The sequence below is a fragment of the Ancylobacter sp. genome (genome assembly GCF_965249975.1).
Lineage (GTDB): Bacteria > Pseudomonadota > Alphaproteobacteria > Rhizobiales > Xanthobacteraceae > Ancylobacter.
Map to the genome: position 1 here is coordinate 698,819 of NZ_CBDFNE010000018.1, position 21,024 is coordinate 719,842.

Genomic DNA, 21,024 nt, shown 5'->3' on the forward strand with positions numbered 1-21,024 from the left:
CGCCGGGAATGTGCGAGGGGCAGGCGCGAGGGCCCGCCCGCCGGTAACGGGCACCGTATCAGCCAGCCCCCGGGCGGGGGCGGCACGCGCCGTCAGACCGCGCCTTCGAGGCACCAGGCGAGGATGCCCTTCTGCGCGTGCAGCCGGTTTTCCGCCTCGTCGAACACCACGGATTGCGGGCCGTCCATCACCTCGTCGGTGACTTCCTCGCCGCGATGCGCCGGCAGGCAGTGCATGAACAGCGCATCTTTCGCCGCCCGCCGCATCAGCGCGCCATTCACCTGGAAGGGCTTGAGCAGGTTGTGCCGGCGTTCGGCCTCCGCATCGCCCATCGACACCCAGGTGTCGGTGACGACGCAATCCGCGCCTTCCACCGCCGCCTCGGCCTCATGGCCGAAGGTGACACGGGCGCCGGTCTCGCGCACCCAGTTCAACAGCGCCGGACGCGGGGCGAGCTCGGGCGGGGTGGCGACATTGAGCGCGAAGTCGAACCGCTGGGCGGCATGCACCCAGGACACCAGGACATTGTTGGCGTCGCCGGTCCAGGCGACGGTGCGCCCGGCGATCGGCCCGCGGTGCTCCTCGAAGGTCAGCACATCGGCCATGATCTGGCAGGGATGGGAATCGCGCGTCAGCCCGTTGATGACCGGCACGGTGGCGTATTCGGCCAGCTCGGCCAGCGCCGCATGGTCGAGAATGCGGATCATGATGGCATCGACATAGCGCGAGAGCACGCGGGCAGTGTCGGCGATGGTTTCGCCGCGCCCGAGTTGCATCTCCGCGCCGGTCAGCATCAGCGTGTCGCCGCCGAGTTGGCGCATGGCGAGATCGAAGGAAATGCGCGTCCGCGTAGACGGCTGGTCGAACACCATGGCCAGCACTTTGCCGGCAAAGGGCTTCTCCGCCGCCACTTCGCGCCGGCGGCTCTTCAGGCTCTTCGACAGTTCCATCACCGCGCGGAGTTCGTCCGCCGGCATCTGGTCTAGGTCGAGAAAGTGCTTCACCGCACCCGGATTATGCGCGTTCATGCCGCGGCTCCCTTGGCGGCATCCGCCTTCAGCGTCGCCTCGATCCGCGTGCAGGCGGCGTCGAGCTTGGCGAATGCCGCGTCGATTTCGGCGTCGCCAATGGTCAGCGGCGGCAGCAGGCGCACGACATTGTCCGCCGCCGAGGGCGCGAGCATGCCTTCCGCCCGCATGGCGGCGATGAGATCGGTGTTCGGCACCACGGTGCGCAGGCCGAGCAGCAGACCTTCGCCGCGCACTTCCGCGATCACCGCGGGGTGGCGGTCCTTCAGCTCGGCGAGACGCTGGCGCAGCCGGGCGGAGGTGGCGAGCACCTGCTCGAAGAAGCCCTCCTCCAGCACCACGTCGAGCACCGCATTGGCGACGCTCATGGCCAGCGGGTTGCCGCCATAGGTCGAGCCATGGGTGCCGGCGGTCATGCCCTTGGCGGCGTTCTCGGTGGCGAGGCAGGCCCCGACGGGGAAGCCGCCGCCAATGCCCTTGGCCACAGCCATGATATCCGGCGTGATGCCGGCCCATTCATGGGCGAAGAACTTGCCGGTGCGCCCGACGCCGCACTGCACCTCGTCGAGGATGAGCAGCAGCCCGTGCGCGTCGCACAGCGCCCGCAATTCGCGCAGGAACGCCCAGGGCGCGGTGCGCACGCCGCCCTCGCCCTGCACCGGCTCGATGAGGATGGCACCGGTTTCCGGGCCGATCGCCGCTTTCACCGCGTCGAGATCGCCGAACGGCACCTGGTCGAAGCCGGGCATGGCCGGGCCGAAGCCTTCGAGATATTTCGCATTGCCGCCGGCGGCGATGGTCGCCAGCGTGCGGCCGTGGAAGGCGCCCTCGAAAGTGATGATGCGGGCGCGCTCGGGCTGACCGCTGGCGGAATGGTATTTGCGCGCCATCTTGATCGTGCATTCCAGCGCCTCGGCGCCGGAATTGGTGAAGAACATGGTGTCGGCGAAGGTCGCCGCGGTGAGGCGCGCGGCGAGGCGCTCGCCGCCTTCGATGCGGAACAGGTTGGAGAGGTGCCAGAGCTTGCCGGCCTGCGCGGTGAGCGCGGCGACGAGATGGGGATGGGCGTGGCCGAGCACGTTCACCGCGATGCCGGCGGTGAAGTCGAGATATCGCTCGCCGTCCTTGGTGAACAGCCAGGCGCCCTCGCCCCGCTCGAAAACGAGGTCAACACGGTTATAGGTCGGCAGGATGGGGGTGATCACCTCGCCCCTCCCTCTCTCAACATGCAGCGCGCCCGCAGGGTCAACGCCCGCCCAAAACGAAACGTGCCGCCCTTGCGGGGGCGGCACCCGATGGCGGCAATTCTAGCGAATGGCGACGTGGGGTCAATATTCGCCGGCCCGGCGGACGCGAATTGCCGCCGGGCCACGCGCCTTGGCGTCGCTATTCCTGCTCGGCCTCGAAGATCCACAGTTCAAGTGTCGGCTGCGGACGCCCGGCATGGTCGGTCATGTCGAGAAAGGCCGGGATGCGGCGCTTCTGTTCCACACTCAGCGTCGCGACCAGCGGCTTCAGCGCCGCGATCACGGCGTTGAGGTCGGCGGCGCGTGCCGCCTCGGCCCCGGCAAGCCGCTCCAGCACGTCGAGGAAGTCCTGAGCCGGCTCCGCTTCCGCGCGGTCCGCCGCGCGCCCGGCGGCGCTCTTCGCCGCCTGCCGGATCGCCTCCTCCACCGGCGGCCAGAGCTTTTCCTGCTCCGGGGTCAGGCGGATCACGGTCTTGAGCGCCACCAGCCGGGCGTCGAGCGTCGCCTGCGCGTCCTCCGCGCTGTAGAGGTCGACCAGCGGCTGCGCCGCCTCGGCTGAGGGCGGCGGGGCGGCGGGTGCCGGGCTCTGCGCCTGCGCGACACCGCCCATCGCAAGCACGGTGGCGAGCGTCGCCAGTCTGAGGAAAGAGGTCATTATCTGTCTCCGTGCGCGCAAGGGCTTCAGGGCTTCCAGCCGCCACCGGGCAGCGGGCCGTGATAGGGCGTGTCGCGGCAATGACCCCAAGGCCCGCGCCAGAAGCCGGGCGGGCAGCCATTGCCGTAATACACCGGCGCGCCGGGCGGGCCGGCATAGCCACCCCCGGGCAGCGGCCCGGTATAGGGCGTGTCGCGGCATCCGCCCCATGGGCCGCGCCAGGCGCCAGGGCCGCAGCCCTGCGCGACCGGCGTGAGGCGGGCGCCTGCGTCCCCCGCGAGCGCAAGCGGCGCGTGCGGCGCGGCGGGGGTGGCCATGGCGGGGGTGGCGAGGGCCCCGAGGAGAACAAGGCAGGGGAAGGCGCGGGCAAGCCGTTTCATTGGCATCTCCACTGCGTGTGGGATGCGCCCCTCCCCTCCCGCCGCAGCGAAACGGAACGGTCGCGCATTCCGTCCAAACCGGCAGAAATGCGTTGAGTTCCCAGGCGCGCGCATGGCTGATCTGCACCGAAATGAGAGCCATCCGCCCGACGCCCGCTTAGCCGGCGCGGCCAAGTACTTGATCCGACTCCGCTTCGCCCGCGAGTGTTGCAGTGCGGACTCTAGCTGGGGAAAACGATCGTTTCGGCTCTGAACCTACTCGCTCCGAGTCCGCGCATATTGTAGCCTCCCCCCAGTGAGATACGACATCTCGTGCGGCGGCAATTCCCTGTTGCGTTTGCGGGCGTTGGGTTCGGCAGGTTCGACCTGCCGGAGCGTTGAGGGATTCCGCTTCCCGGTCAGCACGAAGGAGGCCAAGCGATGAACTGGACCGACGAACGCGTCGAGCTTCTCAAGAAACTCTGGTCGGAAGGCCTCTCGGCGAGCCAGATCGCGGCCGAACTCGGCGGCGTCACCCGCAACGCGGTCATCGGCAAGGTGCACCGTCTGGGCCTTTCCGGCCGCGCCAAGGCGCCCGCCGCCCCGGCACCCCGCCCGCGCAAGCCGCGCCCCGCGCCGGCCGCCCAGGTCGTGCGGCCGATGGTGCAGGGCAACACCGCCCTCGCCCCGGTGATGGCGCCGGTCGCCGAGCCGGAGCCCGAGGTCGTCCCCGAGGTCGCCGCCAAGGTGATCCCGATGGGTGAGCGCTGCACCATTCTCGACCTCACCGAATTCACCTGCCGCTGGCCGGTGGGCGACCCCGGCAAGGGCGATTTCCACTATTGCGGCAGCCGCTCCAAGACCGGCCTGCCCTATTGCGCCTATCACGCGCGCATCGCCTATCAGCCGGTGCAGGACCGCAACCGCCGCCGCGTCGCCCGCTAAGCGCCGCCGCACGCGGCGAAACCGGCCGGCACGTTCCCCGTCTGGCGCAGCCGCGCCAGCGGGTGCCATAATTGGGGCGCCTTTTCCCGGCCCGGTCGTTCCATGCTCTTCCGCGCCCTCGCCTCTGCCCGACGCAAGACCCCGGCCGCGCCGGAGCCCAGCCATTTCCGGCTGCGGCTGACGGCGGAGGAGGTCGTCGTCCAGCTCCGCCGCAATCCGCGCGCCCGGCGCTACACGCTGCGCGTGCGGGCGGCGACGCGCGACGTGGTGCTCACCCTTCCCGCCCGTGGCACGCTCAATGAAGCGCTGGATTTCGCCCGCCGCCATGCCGGCTGGGTGGAATTGCGGCTCTCGCGGCTGCCGGAGGTCGTCGCCTTCACCCCCGGCGCCACCGTGCCGCTGCGCGGCACCCCGCACCGCATCGTCCATCGGCCGGAGATGCGCGGCACGGTGTGGACCGGCACGGAAGACGACGAGGCCGCGCTGTTCGTCGCCGGCGACAGCGCGCATGTGGCGCGGCGGGTCAGCGATTTTCTCAAGCGCGAGGCCCGCCGCGATCTTCTGGAGGCGGCGCGGCGCCATGCCGGCGCGCTCGGCGTTTCCATCACCCGCGTCACCCTGCGCGACACGGCGAGCCGCTGGGGCTCCTGCTCCAGCACCGGCGCGCTGTCCTTTTCCTGGCGTCTGATCCTCGCCCCGCCCTCGGTGCTGGACTATCTCGCCGCGCATGAGGTGGCGCATCGGCGAGAGATGAACCATGGCCCGCACTTCTGGGCGACGGTGGACCGGCTTTTTCCCGAGCGGCACGCGGCCGAAGCCTGGCTGAAGAAGCACGGCGCGAGCCTCCACCGCTACGGCGCCAGCGACTGACGCCGCGCCCTGTCCCCCGCCGGGCGCCACCTAAAACGGCAGGATCTTCCGCGCACTCTCCTGACCGAGCCTAGCTGCCGGCTGCCAAGCGCAGCGGAGCGTGATCGCTTGCGGGCAAACGAGAGCCCTTGCCGAAACTGAATTATGAATGCACATTGACGCAAGGTCAGACCGGTGCCGTCGCTGGGCCATGAGCCGGACGATTGCCGCAGGTCAGGACCCAGCGAAAGCCTAGGAAATACCGACCGCGCGGCGACAAGCGCGGCGGCGAAGGTGCCGGCGCACGCCGGTGTGCAGACCCCGCAAAGAACCGGGGGCAACGGAGGAAACGCCATGATGAAAATGATGACCGCCGCGCTGCTTGCAGCGACGGCGCTGGTGACGCCTGTGTCTGCGAAGGACTATTTCCTCGCCACCGGACGGTGGGACAATGTGATGCTGGTGATCGATCTGCAGAAGGCGATCGACCCGGCCAATGATGGCACGGCCAATGCCGTGGTCAGCCGCGTGCGCTCGACGCCCGACATCGAGGTCGACGGCACCAAGGAAATCGCCAGCGGCCAGCCGATCATCGTCGCGATCGCGCCGGATTACCGCAAAGCCTATATCTCCAATCATTCCGGCCGAACCCCGGCGAAGCTCGCCACGGCGTTCCAGCACGGCCATCCCGGCTCGGTGACGGTGCTGGACCTCACAAAGGTGTTCGATCCCAAGGTCGCCGACAGCACCTTTGCGGTTGAGGGCTGGATCGACAGCGAGGGCTTCGGCGCGACGGGCTTCGCGCTGCTGCCGGACGGCGCGCATGCCGCGCTCGCCCATGCCGAGGGCAAGGGCATCGAGGATGGCGGCTACCACATCAACATCGTCGATCTCAAGCAGGGCAAGGTCGTGCGCAAGGTCGAGCAGGCGCTCGGCAAACCCGGCCATGCCTGCCCGCCGCCGGAACTGCCGAAGAGCGCCCCGGATCCGCGTTTCGGCTGCTACCCGGATTCCAACGGCGTGACGGTCTCGTCGCTCGGCGGCCCCAAGGGCCTGATCTTCACCGCCAATGGCGGCACCAACGATGTCTCGGTGATCGACATCGCCAAGGCGCTGGCGGGGGAGACGGACGCGGAGATCGGCCGCATCCCGGTGCAGGCCGGCGGCTTCGGCATCGCCACCTCGCCGGACGGCAAGCTGGTGGCCCAGGCCTCGCGCGAGAACGCCCAGGACGGCAAGGAAGGCAACACCATCTCGCTGATCGATGTCGAGAAGGCCGCCACGGACCCGGCGAAGGCTGAGGTCGCGCGCGTGCTGGTCGGCACCGACGACGCCAACGAGCCGTCGCGGCCCTTCGTCGCCGCGTTCACGCCCGACGGCACGAAGATCGTGTCGACCAATTTCCGCACCAACAACATTGATATCTTCGACGTGAAGAAGGCGCTGGCCGGGGAGAAGGCGACGCTCGCCCGCATCCCGCTCTCCACCGGCTCGAACGACCCGTCGCGCCCGCGCGGGGTCGCCTTCACGCCAGACGGGCGCTACGCCGCCATCACCGGCGCGCCGCCGAAGGGCGGGCACAATTCCAGCATGGTCTGGATCATCGACCTCGCGACCAACAAGGTGGCGGGCCGCGTCACGCAGGTCGGCTCGGAAAGCTACATGATCGGCTATTTCCAGGCGCCCTGAGCCGCGTAGAAGAACGCGGGCGCGGCCGGCAGGCCGCGTCCACCGTCAGCCGCTGCCGAACAGCTTGTCGAGCAGCCAATTGTCGAGACCCGGGCGCGGGGCGGCGGGGGCGCGCTGCGGACCGCCGGTCACCACCGGCTCCTCCGGCACGTCGCCCGGGGGCAACTGGCCTGCCCCGCCGGCAATGGCCGGCGCCTCGGTGCCGGGCAGCGGCACCACAGGCTGGTCCTTGTGCGCCACCTTCATCACCTGGCTCCAGATGTCCACCGGCAGGCCGGAGCCGCCGGCCTTCTTGGTCGGCGAGGAATCGTCATTGCCGAGCCAGACGCTGGTGATGAAGCGGCCGGTATAGCCGACGAACCAGGCATCGCGGTAATCCTGGCTCGTGCCGGTCTTGCCGGCGGCGGGCCAGCCCGGCAGGTCGGCGCGCCGCGCCGTGCCGGTGACGAGCACCTCCTGCATCATCCGGTTCATCATCGCCACATGCGGCGGCGCCATCACCATGCCGCGCCCGGCCTCGGCATAGGCGTAGAGAATGGTTCCCGCCTTGTCGCGCACCCGCTCGATGATGTGCGGGGTGACGCCGACGCCGCCATTGGCGAAGGGCGCATAGGCGCTCGCCATTTCCAGCACCGAGACTTCCGACGTGCCGAGCGCAATGGAGGCATTGGGCTCCAGCTTGGAATTGATGCCGAGCCGGTGTGCGGTCTTCACCACCTCGTCCGGACCCACTTCCAGCGCGAGCCGCACCGACACGGTATTGAGCGACAGCGCCAGCGCGGTCTTCAAATCCACCGCGCCGCGATACTCGCGGGAGAAGTTCTCCGGCTTCCAGCCCTTGAGCTGGATCGGCGCGTCGGCGCGCACGCTCTCCGGCGTCAGCCCGCGCTCCATGGCGGTGAGATAGACGAAGGGTTTGAAGGAGGAGCCGGGCTGGCGCCGCGCCGTCACCGCGCGGTTGTACTGGCTCTCCTCATAGGAGCGCCCGCCGACCAGCGCCCGCACGCCGCCGCCCGTGTCCATCACCACAAGTGCGCCCTGCTCGACGCCGAGCTTCTTGCCGGATTTCGCCAGCGCGTCCTTCAGCGCCTTGTCGGCGGCGGTCTGCACGGCGGGGTCGATGGTGGTTTGCACCACGAGGTCCTGCGTCACCGGGCCGACCAGCGTCTTCACCTGCTCCAGCACCCAGTCGGCGACATAGCCATAGGAATCCGGTCCCTGCGCCTTGGCCACGGTGGCGGGGCGGGCGAGCGCGGTCTGGCGCATTTCTGGCGTGATGAAGCCGGCCTCCTGCATCGCCGCCAGCACGATTTCGGCTCGGGCCTGCGCGCCCTCCAGGTTGCGCGTGGGGGCGAGGGCGGAGGGCGATTTCACCAGTCCCGCCAGCATCGCCGCTTCCGACAGCGTGACCTGCCGCGCCGACTTGCCGAAATAGCGCTGCGCGGCGGCTTCCACCCCATAGGCGCCGGCGCCGAAATAGACGCGGTTCATATAGAGTTCGAGAATCTCGTTCTTGGAGTATTTGGTCTCCAGCCAGATCGAGAGGATCAGTTCCTGCACCTTGCGCGACAGGGTGCGCTCCTGGGTGAGGAACAGGTTCTTGGCCAATTGCTGGGTCAGCGTCGAGCCGCCCTCGCGCAGCCTTCCCTTGGTCAGGTTGACCACCACCGCGCGGGCGAGGCCCATCGGATCGAGGCCGAAATGCGCGTAGAAGCGCCGGTCCTCGATGGCCACGAAAGCCTGCGGCAGATAGGGCGGCAGCGCGCGCAGCGGCACATTGGTGCCGCCCATCTCGCCGCGCGTGGCAATCGCCTGCCCGTCCGCGCCCTGGATAATGACGGTGGGCGGGCGGTCGGGAATGGCAAGGTTCTGGATCGGCGGCAGCTGGCTCGCCTCATAGAAGATCAGCCCGGCAAGGCCGATCGTCCCCCACAGGCCGAGCACGAGGCCCCAATAGACCAGCCGGCCGAACAGGCCGCGCTTGGGCGGGCGGCGGCGCCCGCCGCCACGGCCGCGTTCCCGTACGCGCTCCTCATCCTGTCGGCGGTTCCGGCTTTTCCTCGCCACGCGCGGCTCGTCCTCCCAATCGGCTTCCTCGGCCTCCTCCCATTCGTCATGGCGGCGGCGGTTGACGCGCGGCGGCGGCAGCGCCTTCGGCGGCGCCTTGCGGTTGCGGGCGGACGCGCGTTCCAGCGGCGCGGGCGGAATCGTCGGCCGGTCGTCGGCGCTGAGGCGCAGATCGCCATCGAAGCCGGGCGTGCCCAGCACCGGCTCGCGCCTCTCCCTGTCGCCGCGTCGTCCGAACATGAACCTCCGCCCCGCAGGGCACCTGTTTGAGCCGGTAAACGAACCCTAAATCAGGGCTTTTAAGCGGGGGTTAAGGGGAGAGAGTGGGGCATGGGGAGGGCGTTTCCTCCCAGGGTTAACGCCGCACAGGCCCCGGCCCGTGCCCGAACGTCCCCGATCACGGCGAGGCCACCTCTCAATTCAGGGAGGGAGCGCCGCCGCCCGTCATCGGAGTAGAGTAGCGGGTGAGTCGGCGCCGCGCCGGCGCCCCTAACCCAACAAGCACGGCCCCCATGAGCGAACTGCGCACCCTCTACCCGCCGATCGAACCGTTCGAGACCGGCATGCTCGATGTCGGCAATGGCCATTCCATCTATTGGGAGCGCGTGGGGACGAAGGGCGGCAAGCCCGCCGTGTTCCTGCATGGCGGGCCGGGCGGCGGCATCTCGCCCGCGCACCGCTCGCTGTTCGACCCGACCCGCTATGAGGTGGTGCTGTTCGACCAGCGCGGCTGCGGGCGCTCCACGCCCTATGCCGAGCTGGAGCACAACACGACCTGGGATCTGGTGGCGGATATCGAGCGGCTGCGCGAGACCTTCGGCTTCGAGAAATGGCAGGTCTTCGGCGGGTCCTGGGGCTCGACGCTGGCGCTCGCCTACGCCGAAACCCATCCCGAGCGCGTCAGCGAGCTGATCCTGCGCGGCGTCTACACCCTCACCCAGGCCGAACTCGACTGGTACTACCGCTTCGGCGTCTCCGAGATGTTCCCGGACAAATGGGAGCGTTTCCTTGGCGTGCTGAAGACGCCGGAGGAGCGGGCCGACCCGGTGACGGCCTATCGCGCCCTGCTCACCGGCACGGACGAGGCGTTGAAGCTGGAAGCCGCCAAGGCGTGGTCGACCTGGGAAGGCGAAACCATCACCCTGCTGCCGCATGCCGGCTATTCCGCCGATTTCAGCGACGGGCATTTCGCCCTCGCCTTCGCCCGCATCGAGAACCATTATTTCTTCCACAAGGCCTGGCTGCGCGAGCGCCAGTTGCTCGACGACGCGCATAAGCTCCGGGGCATTCCCGGCGTCATCGTGCATGGGCGCTACGACATGCCCTGCCCGGCGCGCTATGCCTGGGAACTGGCGAAGATCTGGACCGACGCCGAGCTGTATCTGATCGAGGGCGCCGGCCACGCCTATTCCGAGCCCGGCATTCTCGACCGGCTCATCCGCGCCACGGACACATTCGCCCGTTAGGGCGGGGGTGTCCGTGCCAAGGAGCCTTCCATGATCCAGCTGTCCCGCCGCGCATTGCTCGCCTCGGCCCTGCTGCCGCTCGGCGCCGCCGTCGCGCCGGCCCGCGCCCAGACCGCCGCCGCCCCGGCCGATTTCGGCAAGGTGGCGGCGCCCCTCTTCAGCGCGCTGGCCAAGACCCACGGCATTCCCGGCCTCGTGGTCGGGATCACCCGCAACGGCCAGCACGAAATCCTCGCCATCGGCCAGACCGCGCGCACCGACGGCAAGCCGGTGGATGGCGACACGCTGTTCGAGCTCGGCTCGGTCAGCAAGACCTTCAACGTGACGCTGGCGGCACTGGCGGCGGAGCGCGGGCGGCTCGATCTCAACGCGCCGCTCGACAAGGTGGCGCAGCGGCTCACCGGCACCGCTTTCGGCGCCCTCACCCCGCTCGATCTCGCCACTCATGCCACGGGCGGCATGCCGCTGCAGGTGCCCGACAGCGTGCGCAACGAGAAGGAACTGGTGGAGTGGCTCGCCGCCTGGAAGCCGGCCGCGCCCCCGGCGACGCGCCGCGCCTATTCCAACATCAGCATCGGCGTGCTCGGCCTCGTCACCGCCACCGCGCTCGGTACCAGCTTTCCCCGCGCGGCGGAGAACGACCTGTTTCCGGCGCTCGGCCTCAGCAGCACCTTTATCGACGTGCCGGAAGACGCCATGACGCGCTACGCCATGGGCTATACCGCCGCGGACAAGCCGACCCGGGTGACGCCGGGCGTGCTGGCGCCGGAAGCCTATGGGGTGAAGTCCACCGCGCTCGACATGCTCACCTTCCTCGACGCCAATATGGGTGTCGGCAAGGTGGCGCCGGACCTGGCGCGGGCGCTGGCCCGCACCCATACCGGCTATTACGAGACCTCGAACTATGTGCAGGAGATGGTGTGGGAGCGCTATCCCTGGCCGGTGACGCGCGACCGGCTGCTGGCCGGCAATGGGCCGGACATGGCGCTGAAGCCGCAGCCGATCAAGAAGCTCGATCCGCCCTCCCCGCCAGCGCCGGCGAGCTTCATCAACAAGACCGGCTCGACCAACGGCTTCGGCAGCTATGTGGTGATGCTGCCGGCGGAAAAGCTCGGTATCGTCGTGCTGGCCAACCGCTACTACCCCAATGAGGAGCGGGTGAAGGCGGTCTATGCGCTGGTGGAGGGCCTGCTCGGCCGCGCCGGCTGACGCACCCGCTCACGCCGCCCGTGCCGGCGCGCCGCCCCAGCGGATGAAGGGCACGCCCGCCAGCAGCACGGCCACCCCGACCAGCGCGCCATAGCCGGTATAGGCGATGCTGGCATAGAGCAGATAGGCGCAGGTGAGACAGAACAGCGCCGGGGTCAGCGGGTAGAGCGGGGCGCGGAACGCCCCCTCCCTCCCGCCCTCGCCCCGGCGCAGCAGGAAGAACGACACCCCGACCAGCAGCAGGAAGAACCAGAACACCGGCGCGGTATATTCCACCATGGCCTGGAAGCCGACGCGGGTGCCGGCGCCGAAGATCACCAGCGCCAGCGCGATGGCGCTCTGCGCCAGAATGGCGTTGACCGGCATATTGCTGCGCTCCTCCCACAGGCCGATGCGGCCGAGCACCGGGAGTTCGCGCCCCAGCGAATAATACAGCCGGGCGCCGGTGAAGATGGTGGCGTTCATCGTGCTCAGCGCCGCGAAACACACCAGCAGCGCCACCGCCAGCGAGGCGCCGGGACCGAACAGACGCTGCAGCGTGTCGGCCGCGACCACGTCGCTGGCGCGCAGCCCCTCCAGGCCGAGCACATTGAGATAGGCGAGGTTGACGAGGAAATAGAGCCCGGTGATGACCGCGACGCTGATCACCAGCACACGCGGCATGTTGCGACGCACATCCTTCATCTCGCCGGAGAGATAGGCGACCTCGTTCCAGCCGCCATAGGTGAGCAGGATCAGCACCATGGCGAGGCCGAACGCCCCGCTCGCCGAACCCGCTTCCGGCACCGGCGGCAGGGTGGTGGCGCTGCCGAGCGCGAGGCCGAAGCCGGCGATGGCCAGCACGGCGAGGATGGTGAGGATGGTGAAGATGAGCTGCAGCCGCCGGCTCTGGCGCGAGCTGGTCAGGTTGATGGCGGTAAACAGCAGGATCGCCCCGACGGCATAGAGTGCCGGCCCCCAGGGTCCCAATGGCAGGATTCCCTGCGCGTAATCGCCGAACACGAAGGCCACCGCCGCGATGGCGCCGGTCTGGATCACGGTCAGCCGGGCCCAGGCAAAGAGCAGCGCCACATGCCGCCCCAGCGCGCGGCGCAGATAATGATATTCGCCCCCCGCATGCGGATAGGCGGAGCCGAGTTCGGCATAGACGAAGGCGCCGATGAGAGTGACGAGACCGCCGATCACCCAGAAGCCGACAAAGGCCCATTCGCTCGACACGTTGAGCGCGACGATCTGCGGGGTACGGAAAATGCCGATGCCCACCACGATGCCGACCAGCATGGCGATGCCGTCGAGCGCGGAAAGGGCCGGTTTCGGCGTCCCCTGCACCCGGGCAGGATCGACGGCCACAGCGGAATCGCGCGCGATCGCGAGGTGCTTCACGGGGCTCTCCATGTCGGGAAGGGGCTGGCGCGCACGGGCGCGGCACCCCGGCCGGCGAAGCGGGCCGGGGCGGCACGGGCGGGGCGCGGAGGCGTTAGCTGCGGACGGCGGTCCAGTTCTTCACCGGCCCGTCCGAGGCGGTGCCGGACAGGCTGTTGCCGACCACCGCGCCGACATAGTCGACGCCATCGACGCTGAAGCGCAGCTCCTTGCCGACGACGCGGCCCTGCTCGATCGGCTTGCCGCCGAGCTCGCCGGTGATCTTCTGATAGCTCTGGTTGAGCCGCAGCGGCTGCTCGCCGAGCCGCCATTCGCCTTCCACCTTGGCCGGCACGATCCACATCAGCGCCGTGCACCACTGGGTGCAATTGTCGCTGAGCCGGTCGATGCGGTCGGCCTCCCAGTCCCCCATGTCGAAGCTGTTGGAGACGACGCGGGTGCCGGGTTCGAGTTCGAGGATCTGCGGCCGCAGCCGCTCGTTCAGCTCCGGCAGCAGGAACAGGGTCAGCACCTGCGCCTTGGTGAAATCGGTCTCGAAGATGTCGGCCTGCTCGAAACTGGCGCGGTCGGCGACGCCGGCGGCCTCGGCGCGGCGCTTGGCGAGCTCGACCAGTTCGGGATTATACTCGATGCCATGGGCCCTGAGGCCGCGCTGGGCGGCGGCGATCACCGTGCGCCCGTCGCCGGAGCCGAGATCGATGAGGTGATCCCGCGGGCTCACTTCCGCCATGTCGAGCATGCGCTCGACCAGCGTGTCGGGCGTCGGCACCCACACCACATCCTTGCCGGGCTGGCCGGATTGCGGCGCATAGGCTTCCTCGGCCGAGGTCGTGACCTCGGGCGGGGAGTTCACCGGCGGTGCCGTCTGCGCCGTGGCCGGGCCGGCCAGTGTGAGCGCGCCGGCGGCGAGAAGCGCGGCGAGGCCAGCGCTGGCGCCGTATCTCCGCCGCGCCTTGCGCTTGGGACGTTGCGACGCACCGATGAGTGATGAATCGGCGACGTGCGGTGATTGATGACAATCAGATGAATTTTCGTCGAATGCCCGTAGCAACTTACCTCTCCTTCGGTTGATACTTGCTCAATCGACTCTTATTGAGACCTTACGCTTGGTAACATTCGATCTTCATCGCGACCACTCAATTAACCTTGACGCCGCAACGGTCACAACGCTTTGAGCCGGGGCTTTCCGCAGCGCAGCAACGCCCTAGGCGCGCCGCTCCGGCTCCGCCACGGCGCCCAAGGCCAGGCCCCCTTGCATCCCCCGCGCATCTGGACGATATAGGCGGCGGGAGGTTGGCGGTGGACGAGCCACTCGCCAACCGGGTCAGGTCCGGAAGGAAGCAGCCCCAACGAGCCCGGATCGGGTCTCTGTCCAGCCTCCCACCCTTTCCCGCGCTGTGCACCGACCGCCCCGCGCGGATCCTGCGCCAAAGGCAGCACGGGCGCTGCCCTTCGCTCTCATCCCCGGAAATTTCCCCCGCGCGTCACTGCGCCGTTGTGCCCGGCACCGCCCGCGATGCTATGAAGGGGCCATGAGCGCCGACACCCCCGACATGTCCGATCTGACGCACCCCGGCGATGACGGGCCGGGCTTCGATCTCGGCCCGCTGCCGAGCGTGCCGGCCGTGGCCCCGGCGGCGCCCCCCGCGCCCTATCGCGTGCTGGCGCGCAAATACCGCCCGCAGACCTTCGCCGATCTGATCGGCCAGGAGGCGATGGTGCGCACGCTGGGCAACGCCTTCGCTTCCGGGCGCATCGCGCAGGCCTATATCCTCACCGGCGTGCGCGGCGTCGGCAAGACCACCACCGCCCGCATCCTCGCCCGCGCGCTCAATTACGAGCCGGCCGACGGCCCGGTGGGCGGCGGCGCGCCGACGCTGGACATGCCCGTGCTCGGCCGCCACTGCCGCGACATCATCGAAAGCCGGCATGTCGACGTGCAGGAAATGGACGCCGCGTCCAATACCGGCATTGGCGACATCCGCGAGATCATCGAGGCGGCGCGCTACAAGCCGGTGCTGGCGCGCTACAAGGTGTTCATCATCGACGAAGTGCACATGCTCTCCACGGCGGCCTTCAACGGCCTGCTGAAGACGCTGGAAGAGCCGCCCGAGCATGTGAAGTTCATTTTCGCCACCACGGAAATCCGCAAGGTGCCGGTCACGGTGCTCTCGCGCACCCAGCGCTTCGATCTGCGCCGGGTCGAGGCCGGCACGCTGGCGCGCCATCTCCAGGGCATCTGTACGGCGGAAGGGGTGGGCATCGACGCCGAGGCGCTGAGCCTCATCGCCCGCGCGGCGGAAGGCTCGGTGCGCGACGCGCTCTCTCTGCTCGATCAGGCCATCGCCCATTCCGGCGGCCAGGCGACGGGGGGCATGGTGCATGGCGAGCAGGTGCGGGCGCTGCTCGGCCTCGCCGATCGCGGGCGGGTCATCGACCTGTTCGAGGCGCTGATGAAGGGCGACATCGCGCAGGCGCTGACCGAACTGCGCGAGCAATATGATTCCGGCGCCGACCCGGCGGTCGTGATCGCCGATCTCGCCGAATTCACCCATCTCGTCACCCGCATGAAGATCCTGCCCGAGACGGCGGACGACGCGGCGCTGGTGGAAGCCGAGCGCCTGCGCGGGCGGGAGTTCGCCCGTGGCCTGTCCATGCGGGTGCTCTCGCGCGCCTGGCAGATGCTCACCAAGGGCCTCGGCGAGGTGCAGCAGGCGGCCAAGCCCATGCAGGCGGCGGAGATGGTGCTGGTGCGCCTCGCCTATGCCGCCGACCTGCCGACCCCGGACGAGGCGCTGCGGCGCCTGCGCGACGGCGCGCCGGAGGCACCGGCCGGCCGGCCTTCCGGTGGCGGCGGCGCGCCGATGGGCGGCGGGTCCGGTGGTGGCGGTTCGGCGATGGCGGCGACCGCGCCGCGCAGCTTCCCCGCGCCAACGAGCGCCCCCTCGGCGGCGCCGACCGCCGCAAGCCACCTCTCCGTCGCCTCGCGCGCCACGCCGCGCCCGGCCGCACCGGCGCCCACGCCCACGCCCGGCCTCGCCGTGGCGAGCTTCGAGGACCTTGTCGCCCTCGCCGCCGCCCGGCGCGACCTCAAGCTGAAATTCGCGCTGGAGAACAGCGTGCGCCTCGTCGCCTTCGAGGATGGGCAGATGGAAGTGGCGCTCGCCCCCGGCGGCGCGCCGAACCTCATTCAGGAACTGCAGTCCAAGCTGTCGGAATGGACCGGCCGGCGCTGGCTGGTCGCGCTTTCGCGCGAAGAGGGCGAGCCGACGCTGGCCGAGAAGGCCGCCGCCCAGCGCGACGCGATGATGACCGGCGTGCGCGCCGACCCCTTGGTGGCGGCGGCGCTGGCGCGTTTTCCCGGCGCCACCATCGTCGATGTGCGCTCCCTCGCCCCGGAGGAACCCGCCGGCTTCACCGGCGATGCCGACATGACCGACGCCGATCTGATGGCCGCCCGCGACGACGGGCCGGGCGCGGATGACGAGATCGAATTCTGATTAGAGGAGTTTCCCGATGAAAGACCTTCTCGGCATCATGTCGAAGGTGAAGGAGATGCAGTCGAAGATGGAGCAACTCCAGGCGGAGCTGGAAGCCATCGAAGTCGACGGCGCCGCCGGCGGCGGCATGGTCACGGTGCGGGTCTCGGCCAAGGGCGCGCTCAAGGCGATCCATATCGACCCGAGCCTGCTCAACCCGGACGAGGCGGAGATTCTGGAAGACCTGATCGTCGCCGCCCATGCCGATGCCCGCGCCAAGGGCGAGCGCATCGTGCAGGAAAAGACCCAGGCGATCACCGCCGGCCTGCCGATCCCGCCCGGCATGAAGCTGTTCTGAGGACGGCCGGCTCCCGCTCTCCCTCTCCCCCACGGGGAGAGGGTCGGGGTGAGGGGCTTCGCTGCGGCGTCGAAAACACCCCGCCCCCTCACCCGCCGCTGCGCGGCGACCTCTCCCCACGGGGAGAGGTGAAGAACGGCAGGGCCTCGCGCCGCCCTATCCCGCCTTCGCCCGTTCCACCACGCCCAGCACCGCCGCCGCGATGGCCTCCGCCTGCGCCGCCAGCGGGCCTTCGATCCGGCCATAGAGCGCGAACACCGCCGGCTGCACCACGCAGCCCAGCGCCAGCGCGCTCGCCAGCGTCACCCGCGCCGGCGGCACACCGGCGCCGCGCAGCATCTGCGCCACCGCTTCCACCACATTCGCGTCCGGCGCCTCCGGCACGCCGCCCAGATGTTCGTGCTGGTGGATGAGCAAATAGGCGAACAGCGCCGGCTCGGCGTCGAACAGGCCGCAGGCCAGCCGCACCACCGCCCGCAGCTTGGGCTCCAGTTCCGGCTCGGCGGCGTCGAGCTGGCAGATCTGCGCCGCCAGCCCGGCATAGCGGGTGAGAAAAAGCTCGCGCGCCAATTGCTCCTTGGAGGGGAAATGCCGGTAGAGCGCCCCCTCGCTCACGCCCACGCCGAGCGCGATGTCGCGCACCGAGGTGCCGGCGACGCCTTTCTGCGCGAAGAGTTCCAGCGCCACCGCCTCGATGCGCGCGCGCGTATCCGCCCCCCGCGCCCGCGGATCGGGCCCGCGCGCCCGCGCCGCCCCGCCCTCGCGCCCGCGCCGGGCGGGCGCCGGCCTCATGCCCCGTCTCCGGCCGGCGCGCGGGCGGCGAGCATTTCCAGCGCGATGCCGCGCGCCTTGGTGAAGTCCACCTTGCCCGAACCCAGCAGCGGCAGCGCGTCCATGCGCAGGATGTCCGCCGGGATCATCAATTCGGTCACCGCCCGTTCGCGGCCATAGGCCTGAAGCGCGGCGCGGGTGAGGTCCGGCGCGGTGGTCATCAGGATGATGCGCTCGCCGCGCCGCGCATCCGGCACCGCCACGGCGACATGCTCGGCATCGGGCCGCAGCGTCGCCACCATGGCGTCGATGGCGGCGAGCGAGATCATCTCGCCGGCGATCTTGGCGAAGCGCTTCACCCGGCCGCGAATGGCGACGAAGCCTTCCTCGTCGAAGCTTACGATGTCGCCCGTGTCGTACCAGCCCTGCTCCGGCGGCTCGATCACGCCGGGCTTCTCCGCGCGGAGATAGCCGAGCATCACATTCGGCCCGCGCACCTGCAGCCGGCCGCCTTCCTCGATGCCGGTCATGGTCTCCAGCCGGTGGTGGATGCCCGGCAGCATGCGGCCCACCGTGCCGACGCGGTTGAACATCGGCGTGTTCACCGCCAGCACCGGCGCGCATTCGGTGACGCCATAGCCTTCCAGAATGCGGTGGCCGAACTTTTCCATCCACACCCGCCGCGTTTCCGCCTTCACCGGCTCGGCCCCCGCCACCACGAAGCGCAGCGAGCGGAAATCATAGGGGTTGGCGGTGCGGGCATAGCCCATGAGGAAGGTGTCGGTGCCGACAATGGCGGTGGCGTTGGTGGCGTAGACCAGTTCCGGGATGATCCGGTAGTGCAGCGGCGAGGGGTAGAGATAGGTCTTCAGCCCCGACACCATCGGCAGCACCAGCCCGCCGGTGAGCCCGAAGGAATGGAACACGGGCAGCACGTTGAACATGATGTCGGCGGGGGAGAAATCGATCCGCGCCGCCACCTGCGCCACATTGGTGAGAATGTTGCGGTGGGAGAGCACGACGCCCTTGGGCGTGCCTTCCGATCCCGAGGTGAACAGCACGAAGGCCGGGTCATCAGGATGGGCGGGCTTCGGGCTAGGCAGCGGCAGCATCGCCCTTATCTTGTCCGGCGTGGTGACGGAGGCGCGGATGTCCTCGCTCATCAGCACCCGCACATGCTTTTCCAGTTCCGCGACTTCCGCCTCCAGCCGCGCCTTCTCGATAAAGGCGCGCGAGGCGACCACCAGCTTCACCTCCGCCGCCTTGCAGGCGAGGACGAGATTGGTGGCGCCGGCGGTGTAGTTGAGCATGACCGGCACGCGGCCATGGCGGGAGAGGCCCATCAGCACCACGGCGATGCCGGCGGCATTGGGCAGCAGCACGCCGACCTTCTCGCCGGGCGCGGTCTCCTTCGCCAGCTTGTCGCCGAGGATCTTCGCCCCCAGCAGCAGCTTGCGATAGGACAGGATGGTGCCGAGCGGGTCCTCCAGCACGATGCGCTTCATGCCGAGCCGCACCGCCGCGTCCTCCACCGCCTGATAGACGGTGACATTGGTGTGGCTGGTCTCGAAGACGAGATCGCTCATCACGTCATAGAGCGCCGCGCCCGCCGCGCGGCGGCGCTTGCGGCCGAACAGCTCCTTGTCGACCTTCAGCTTGCGCGGCGGCAGGATGGTGACGCGCACCTTGGGGAACAGGCGCTTGCGCGTCTGGTGGCCGTCGAGGCGGGAGAAATAGGTCTGCTCCAGCCCTTCGATGCGCACCGGCACCACAGGCGCGTCCGCCTTGTCGGCGATCAGCGCCGAGCCGTCATAGATCTTCATGATCGAGCCGGTGACGGTGATGCGCCCCTCGGGAAAGATCACCAATTGCTCGCCCTGCTGCACCTGGCGGATCAGGTCGCGGGTCGCCATCGGCTTGGTCGGGTCGAGCGGGAAGGCGCGCACCAGCTTGAGGAAGGGCTTCACCCACCACGCCTCGGCGATGGCGCGGTCGACGGCGAAGACCGGGTCATTGTCGAGCAGCGCCATGATCAGCGGCGCGTCGAGGAAGCTGACATGGTTGATGGCGATCACCGAGCCGGGACCGGCGGCTTTCAGATGCTCCGCCCCCGTCACCTCGACGCGGAACAGCACCCGGAACACCAGCTTGATCAGGTCGCGCAGCACCTGGCCCTGGAAGGCGCGGCCGGCGAGAATGGCGACGATCAGGCTCGCCGCGCCGATCAGCCCGAGCAGCGCCGGGGCGGTGAAGCCGGCGAATTGCAGCGCGGCGACGATGACCGCGCCGGCGACCATAAAGGCGGCGTTGAGCACATTGTTGCCGGCGATCACCCGGGCGCGCCGGTCCTCGCCCGCGGCCGCCTGCACGAAGGCGAAGGTCGGCACCACGAAGGCGCCGCCGGCCGCCGCAAGGCCGATCAGCCCGATGGCGGCATGCACGCCGGCGCCGGAGGTGAGGAAGTCATACCAGCCGATCGGCTGGGCCGCCGGGGCGAGCGTGCCCATGAGCAGCGCCAGATCGAGCGCGAACACGCCCATCAACAGCCCCGCCGCCGGCACCAGCGCCAGCAGGATGCGCCCTTCCGACAGTTTCGCCGCCAGCGTCGAGCCGATGGCGACGCCGATGGTGAACAGCACCAGGAACAGGGTGACGACGCTTTCCAGCCCGCCAATATTGTCCTTCACCAGCGTCGGCAGCAGCGAGAGCACCACGCCGCCGACCAGCCAGAACCAGGACACGATCAGCGCCCCGCGCCAGATCGGCCGCTCGGCGCGGATATCGGCGAGCAGCGTCATGGTGCTGCGCCAGATGTTGCGGTCGATCACGAGGTCCGGCGCGCCGGGCAGCGTGGAGGGAATGGCGCGGGCGGACAGCCAGGCGATGACGGCGAGCACGAAGGTGAAGCCGGCCACCGCCCATTCGCCGGTATGGGTGAAGGCCAGCGCCCCGCCCACCGTGCCGCCGAGAATGGCGGCGAAGGTTGCCATCTCGATCAGCGCATTGCCGGAAACGAGTTCATCCTTGGCGAGGTGATCGGGCAGGATGCCGTATTTCACCGGCCCGAACAGCGCGCTCAGCGTGCCCATGAGGAACAGGCCGATGAACAGCAGCGGGATCGACTGGATGACGAAGCCGGCGCTGGCGATGAGCACGATCCAGATTTCGGCGAACTTCACCCGCCGGGCGATCAGCGCCTTGTCGTAGCGGTCGGCCAGCTGGCCGCCGAGCGAGGAGAACAGGAAGAAGGGCAGGATGAACACGCCGCCCGCCAGCGTCACCAGTGCGCCGCCATTCACATGGGCGATGCCGTAAAGGATCAGCAGCGCCATGGCGTTCTTCACGAAATTGTCGTTGAACGCCGCAAAAAACTGGCACCAGAACAGCGGCGCGAAGCGCCGTGCCGTCATCAGCCGCGTGAACATGCCTGATCCCTCACCGCAATGTCAGTGAACGATCACTTACATAAACCGTCGCGGGCGTCAATATCGCACAGAGGGCCGTATCCGGCGGCGCGAA

16 protein-coding genes and 1 other RNA gene are annotated in these 21,024 nt (G+C 69.3%); 8 read left to right on the plus strand and 9 right to left on the minus strand.

Annotated elements, in window-relative coordinates; all coding sequences use genetic code 11:
* Positions 1-92 precede the first annotated feature (92 nt).
* The 4 genes from argF to ACP2AH_RS16205 form a co-directional block, all read right to left on the minus strand.
* The gene (argF, locus tag ACP2AH_RS16190; protein WP_425106738.1) at positions 93-1,028 is read right to left on the minus strand and encodes an ornithine carbamoyltransferase; all 936 of its coding nucleotides are present in this window, start codon (positions 1,026-1,028) and stop codon (positions 93-95) included.
* On the minus strand, positions 1,025-2,233 hold the full coding sequence (locus ACP2AH_RS16195; RefSeq protein ID WP_425106739.1) for an aspartate aminotransferase family protein: 1,209 nt from the start codon (positions 2,231-2,233) through the stop codon (positions 1,025-1,027). Before ACP2AH_RS16195 ends, argF begins: the two co-directional genes overlap by 4 nt.
* Positions 2,234-2,414: 181 nt before the next feature.
* Complete coding sequence (locus ACP2AH_RS16200; protein WP_425106740.1) at positions 2,415-2,930, minus strand: Spy/CpxP family protein refolding chaperone; 516 nt, start codon at positions 2,928-2,930, stop codon at positions 2,415-2,417.
* 26 nt (positions 2,931-2,956) lie between these two features.
* Entirely contained in the window at positions 2,957-3,310 is a 354-nt protein-coding gene (locus tag ACP2AH_RS16205) for a GCG_CRPN prefix-to-repeats domain-containing protein (RefSeq protein ID WP_425106741.1), read from the minus strand.
* Positions 3,311-3,730: 420 nt separating this feature from the next.
* On the opposite strand from ACP2AH_RS16205, the gene ACP2AH_RS16210 reads away from it, so the two are divergent.
* The 3 genes from ACP2AH_RS16210 to ACP2AH_RS16220 all read left to right on the plus strand — a co-directional run bounded on the left by ACP2AH_RS16210 (position 3,731) and on the right by ACP2AH_RS16220 (position 6,772).
* Entirely contained in the window at positions 3,731-4,234 is a 504-nt protein-coding gene (locus ACP2AH_RS16210) for a GcrA family cell cycle regulator (protein WP_425106742.1), read from the plus strand.
* Positions 4,235-4,336: 102 nt separating this feature from the next.
* Positions 4,337-5,104 carry a M48 family metallopeptidase gene (locus tag ACP2AH_RS16215; RefSeq protein ID WP_425106743.1) on the plus strand — a complete coding sequence of 256 codons (768 nt, stop codon included), beginning with the start codon at positions 4,337-4,339 and terminating at the stop codon, positions 5,102-5,104.
* A 333-nt stretch (positions 5,105-5,437) separates the two neighbouring features.
* Entirely contained in the window at positions 5,438-6,772 is a 1,335-nt protein-coding gene (locus tag ACP2AH_RS16220) for a YncE family protein (protein WP_425106744.1), read from the plus strand.
* A gap of 45 nt (positions 6,773-6,817) precedes the next feature.
* On the opposite strand, the gene ACP2AH_RS16225 is transcribed toward ACP2AH_RS16220, so the two are convergent.
* A complete protein-coding gene (locus ACP2AH_RS16225; RefSeq protein WP_425106745.1) occupies positions 6,818-9,079 on the minus strand; it encodes a transglycosylase domain-containing protein in 2,262 nt (753 codons plus the stop codon).
* Between the two features lie 272 nt (positions 9,080-9,351).
* Here ACP2AH_RS16225 and pip point away from each other — a divergent pair, with 272 nt between their 5' ends.
* On the plus strand, positions 9,352-10,305 hold the full coding sequence (gene pip, locus ACP2AH_RS16230; RefSeq protein WP_425106746.1) for a prolyl aminopeptidase: 954 nt from the start codon (positions 9,352-9,354) through the stop codon (positions 10,303-10,305).
* 30 nt (positions 10,306-10,335) lie between these two features.
* Complete coding sequence (gene ampC / locus ACP2AH_RS16235) at positions 10,336-11,514, plus strand: class C beta-lactamase (RefSeq protein WP_425106747.1); 1,179 nt, start codon at positions 10,336-10,338, stop codon at positions 11,512-11,514.
* Between the two features lie 9 nt (positions 11,515-11,523).
* Here ampC and ACP2AH_RS16240 read toward each other — a convergent pair whose 3' ends face one another.
* Positions 11,524-12,897: an APC family permease gene (locus ACP2AH_RS16240; protein ID WP_425106748.1), complete on the minus strand. Its 1,374-nt coding sequence runs from the start codon at positions 12,895-12,897 to the stop codon at positions 11,524-11,526.
* Positions 12,898-12,991: 94 nt separating this feature from the next.
* Complete coding sequence (locus tag ACP2AH_RS16245) at positions 12,992-13,750, minus strand: SAM-dependent methyltransferase (protein WP_425106749.1); 759 nt, start codon at positions 13,748-13,750, stop codon at positions 12,992-12,994.
* Positions 13,751-14,184: 434 nt separating this feature from the next.
* Between ACP2AH_RS16245 and ffs the strand changes: the two genes are divergently transcribed.
* The 3 genes from ffs to ACP2AH_RS16260 all read left to right on the plus strand — a co-directional run bounded on the left by ffs (position 14,185) and on the right by ACP2AH_RS16260 (position 16,734).
* Positions 14,185-14,282: signal recognition particle sRNA small type (gene ffs, locus ACP2AH_RS16250), an RNA gene on the plus strand.
* A 147-nt stretch (positions 14,283-14,429) separates the two neighbouring features.
* Positions 14,430-16,397 (plus strand): DNA polymerase III subunit gamma/tau, encoded by a 1,968-nt coding sequence (locus ACP2AH_RS16255; protein ID WP_425106750.1) that lies wholly within the window; start codon positions 14,430-14,432, stop codon positions 16,395-16,397.
* A gap of 16 nt (positions 16,398-16,413) precedes the next feature.
* Entirely contained in the window at positions 16,414-16,734 is a 321-nt protein-coding gene (locus ACP2AH_RS16260) for a YbaB/EbfC family nucleoid-associated protein (RefSeq protein ID WP_244379191.1), read from the plus strand.
* A gap of 156 nt (positions 16,735-16,890) precedes the next feature.
* Here the strand turns inward: ACP2AH_RS16260 and ACP2AH_RS16265 are convergent, their stop codons facing one another.
* Together ACP2AH_RS16265 and ACP2AH_RS16270 are read right to left on the minus strand one after the other, a co-directional pair.
* Entirely contained in the window at positions 16,891-17,526 is a 636-nt protein-coding gene (locus ACP2AH_RS16265; RefSeq protein WP_425106751.1) for a TetR/AcrR family transcriptional regulator, read from the minus strand.
* A complete protein-coding gene (locus ACP2AH_RS16270) occupies positions 17,523-20,930 on the minus strand; it encodes an acyl-[ACP]--phospholipid O-acyltransferase (protein WP_425106752.1) in 3,408 nt (1,135 codons plus the stop codon). The genes ACP2AH_RS16265 and ACP2AH_RS16270 overlap by 4 nt, the downstream gene beginning before the upstream one ends.
* Positions 20,931-21,024: the final 94 nt, after the last annotated feature.

Coding starts and splice junctions, on each gene's coding strand:
- ampC (WP_425106747.1), top strand. CDS start 10,336: ATGATCCAGCTGTCCCGCCGCGCATTGCTCGCCTCGGCCCTGCTGCCG.
- ACP2AH_RS16260 (WP_244379191.1), top strand. CDS start 16,414: ATGAAAGACCTTCTCGGCATCATGTCGAAGGTGAAGGAGATGCAGTCG.
- ACP2AH_RS16225 (WP_425106745.1), bottom strand. CDS start 9,079: ATGTTCGGACGACGCGGCGACAGGGAGAGGCGCGAGCCGGTGCTGGGC.
- ACP2AH_RS16255 (WP_425106750.1), top strand. CDS start 14,430: ATGAGCGCCGACACCCCCGACATGTCCGATCTGACGCACCCCGGCGAT.
- ACP2AH_RS16270 (WP_425106752.1), bottom strand. CDS start 20,930: ATGTTCACGCGGCTGATGACGGCACGGCGCTTCGCGCCGCTGTTCTGG.
- ACP2AH_RS16215 (WP_425106743.1), top strand. CDS start 4,337: ATGCTCTTCCGCGCCCTCGCCTCTGCCCGACGCAAGACCCCGGCCGCG.
- ACP2AH_RS16200 (WP_425106740.1), bottom strand. CDS start 2,930: ATGACCTCTTTCCTCAGACTGGCGACGCTCGCCACCGTGCTTGCGATG.
- ACP2AH_RS16210 (WP_425106742.1), top strand. CDS start 3,731: ATGAACTGGACCGACGAACGCGTCGAGCTTCTCAAGAAACTCTGGTCG.
- pip (WP_425106746.1), top strand. CDS start 9,352: ATGAGCGAACTGCGCACCCTCTACCCGCCGATCGAACCGTTCGAGACC.
- argF (WP_425106738.1), bottom strand. CDS start 1,028: ATGAACGCGCATAATCCGGGTGCGGTGAAGCACTTTCTCGACCTAGAC.
- ACP2AH_RS16265 (WP_425106751.1), bottom strand. CDS start 17,526: ATGAGGCCGGCGCCCGCCCGGCGCGGGCGCGAGGGCGGGGCGGCGCGG.
- ACP2AH_RS16205 (WP_425106741.1), bottom strand. CDS start 3,310: ATGAAACGGCTTGCCCGCGCCTTCCCCTGCCTTGTTCTCCTCGGGGCC.
- ACP2AH_RS16220 (WP_425106744.1), top strand. CDS start 5,438: ATGATGAAAATGATGACCGCCGCGCTGCTTGCAGCGACGGCGCTGGTG.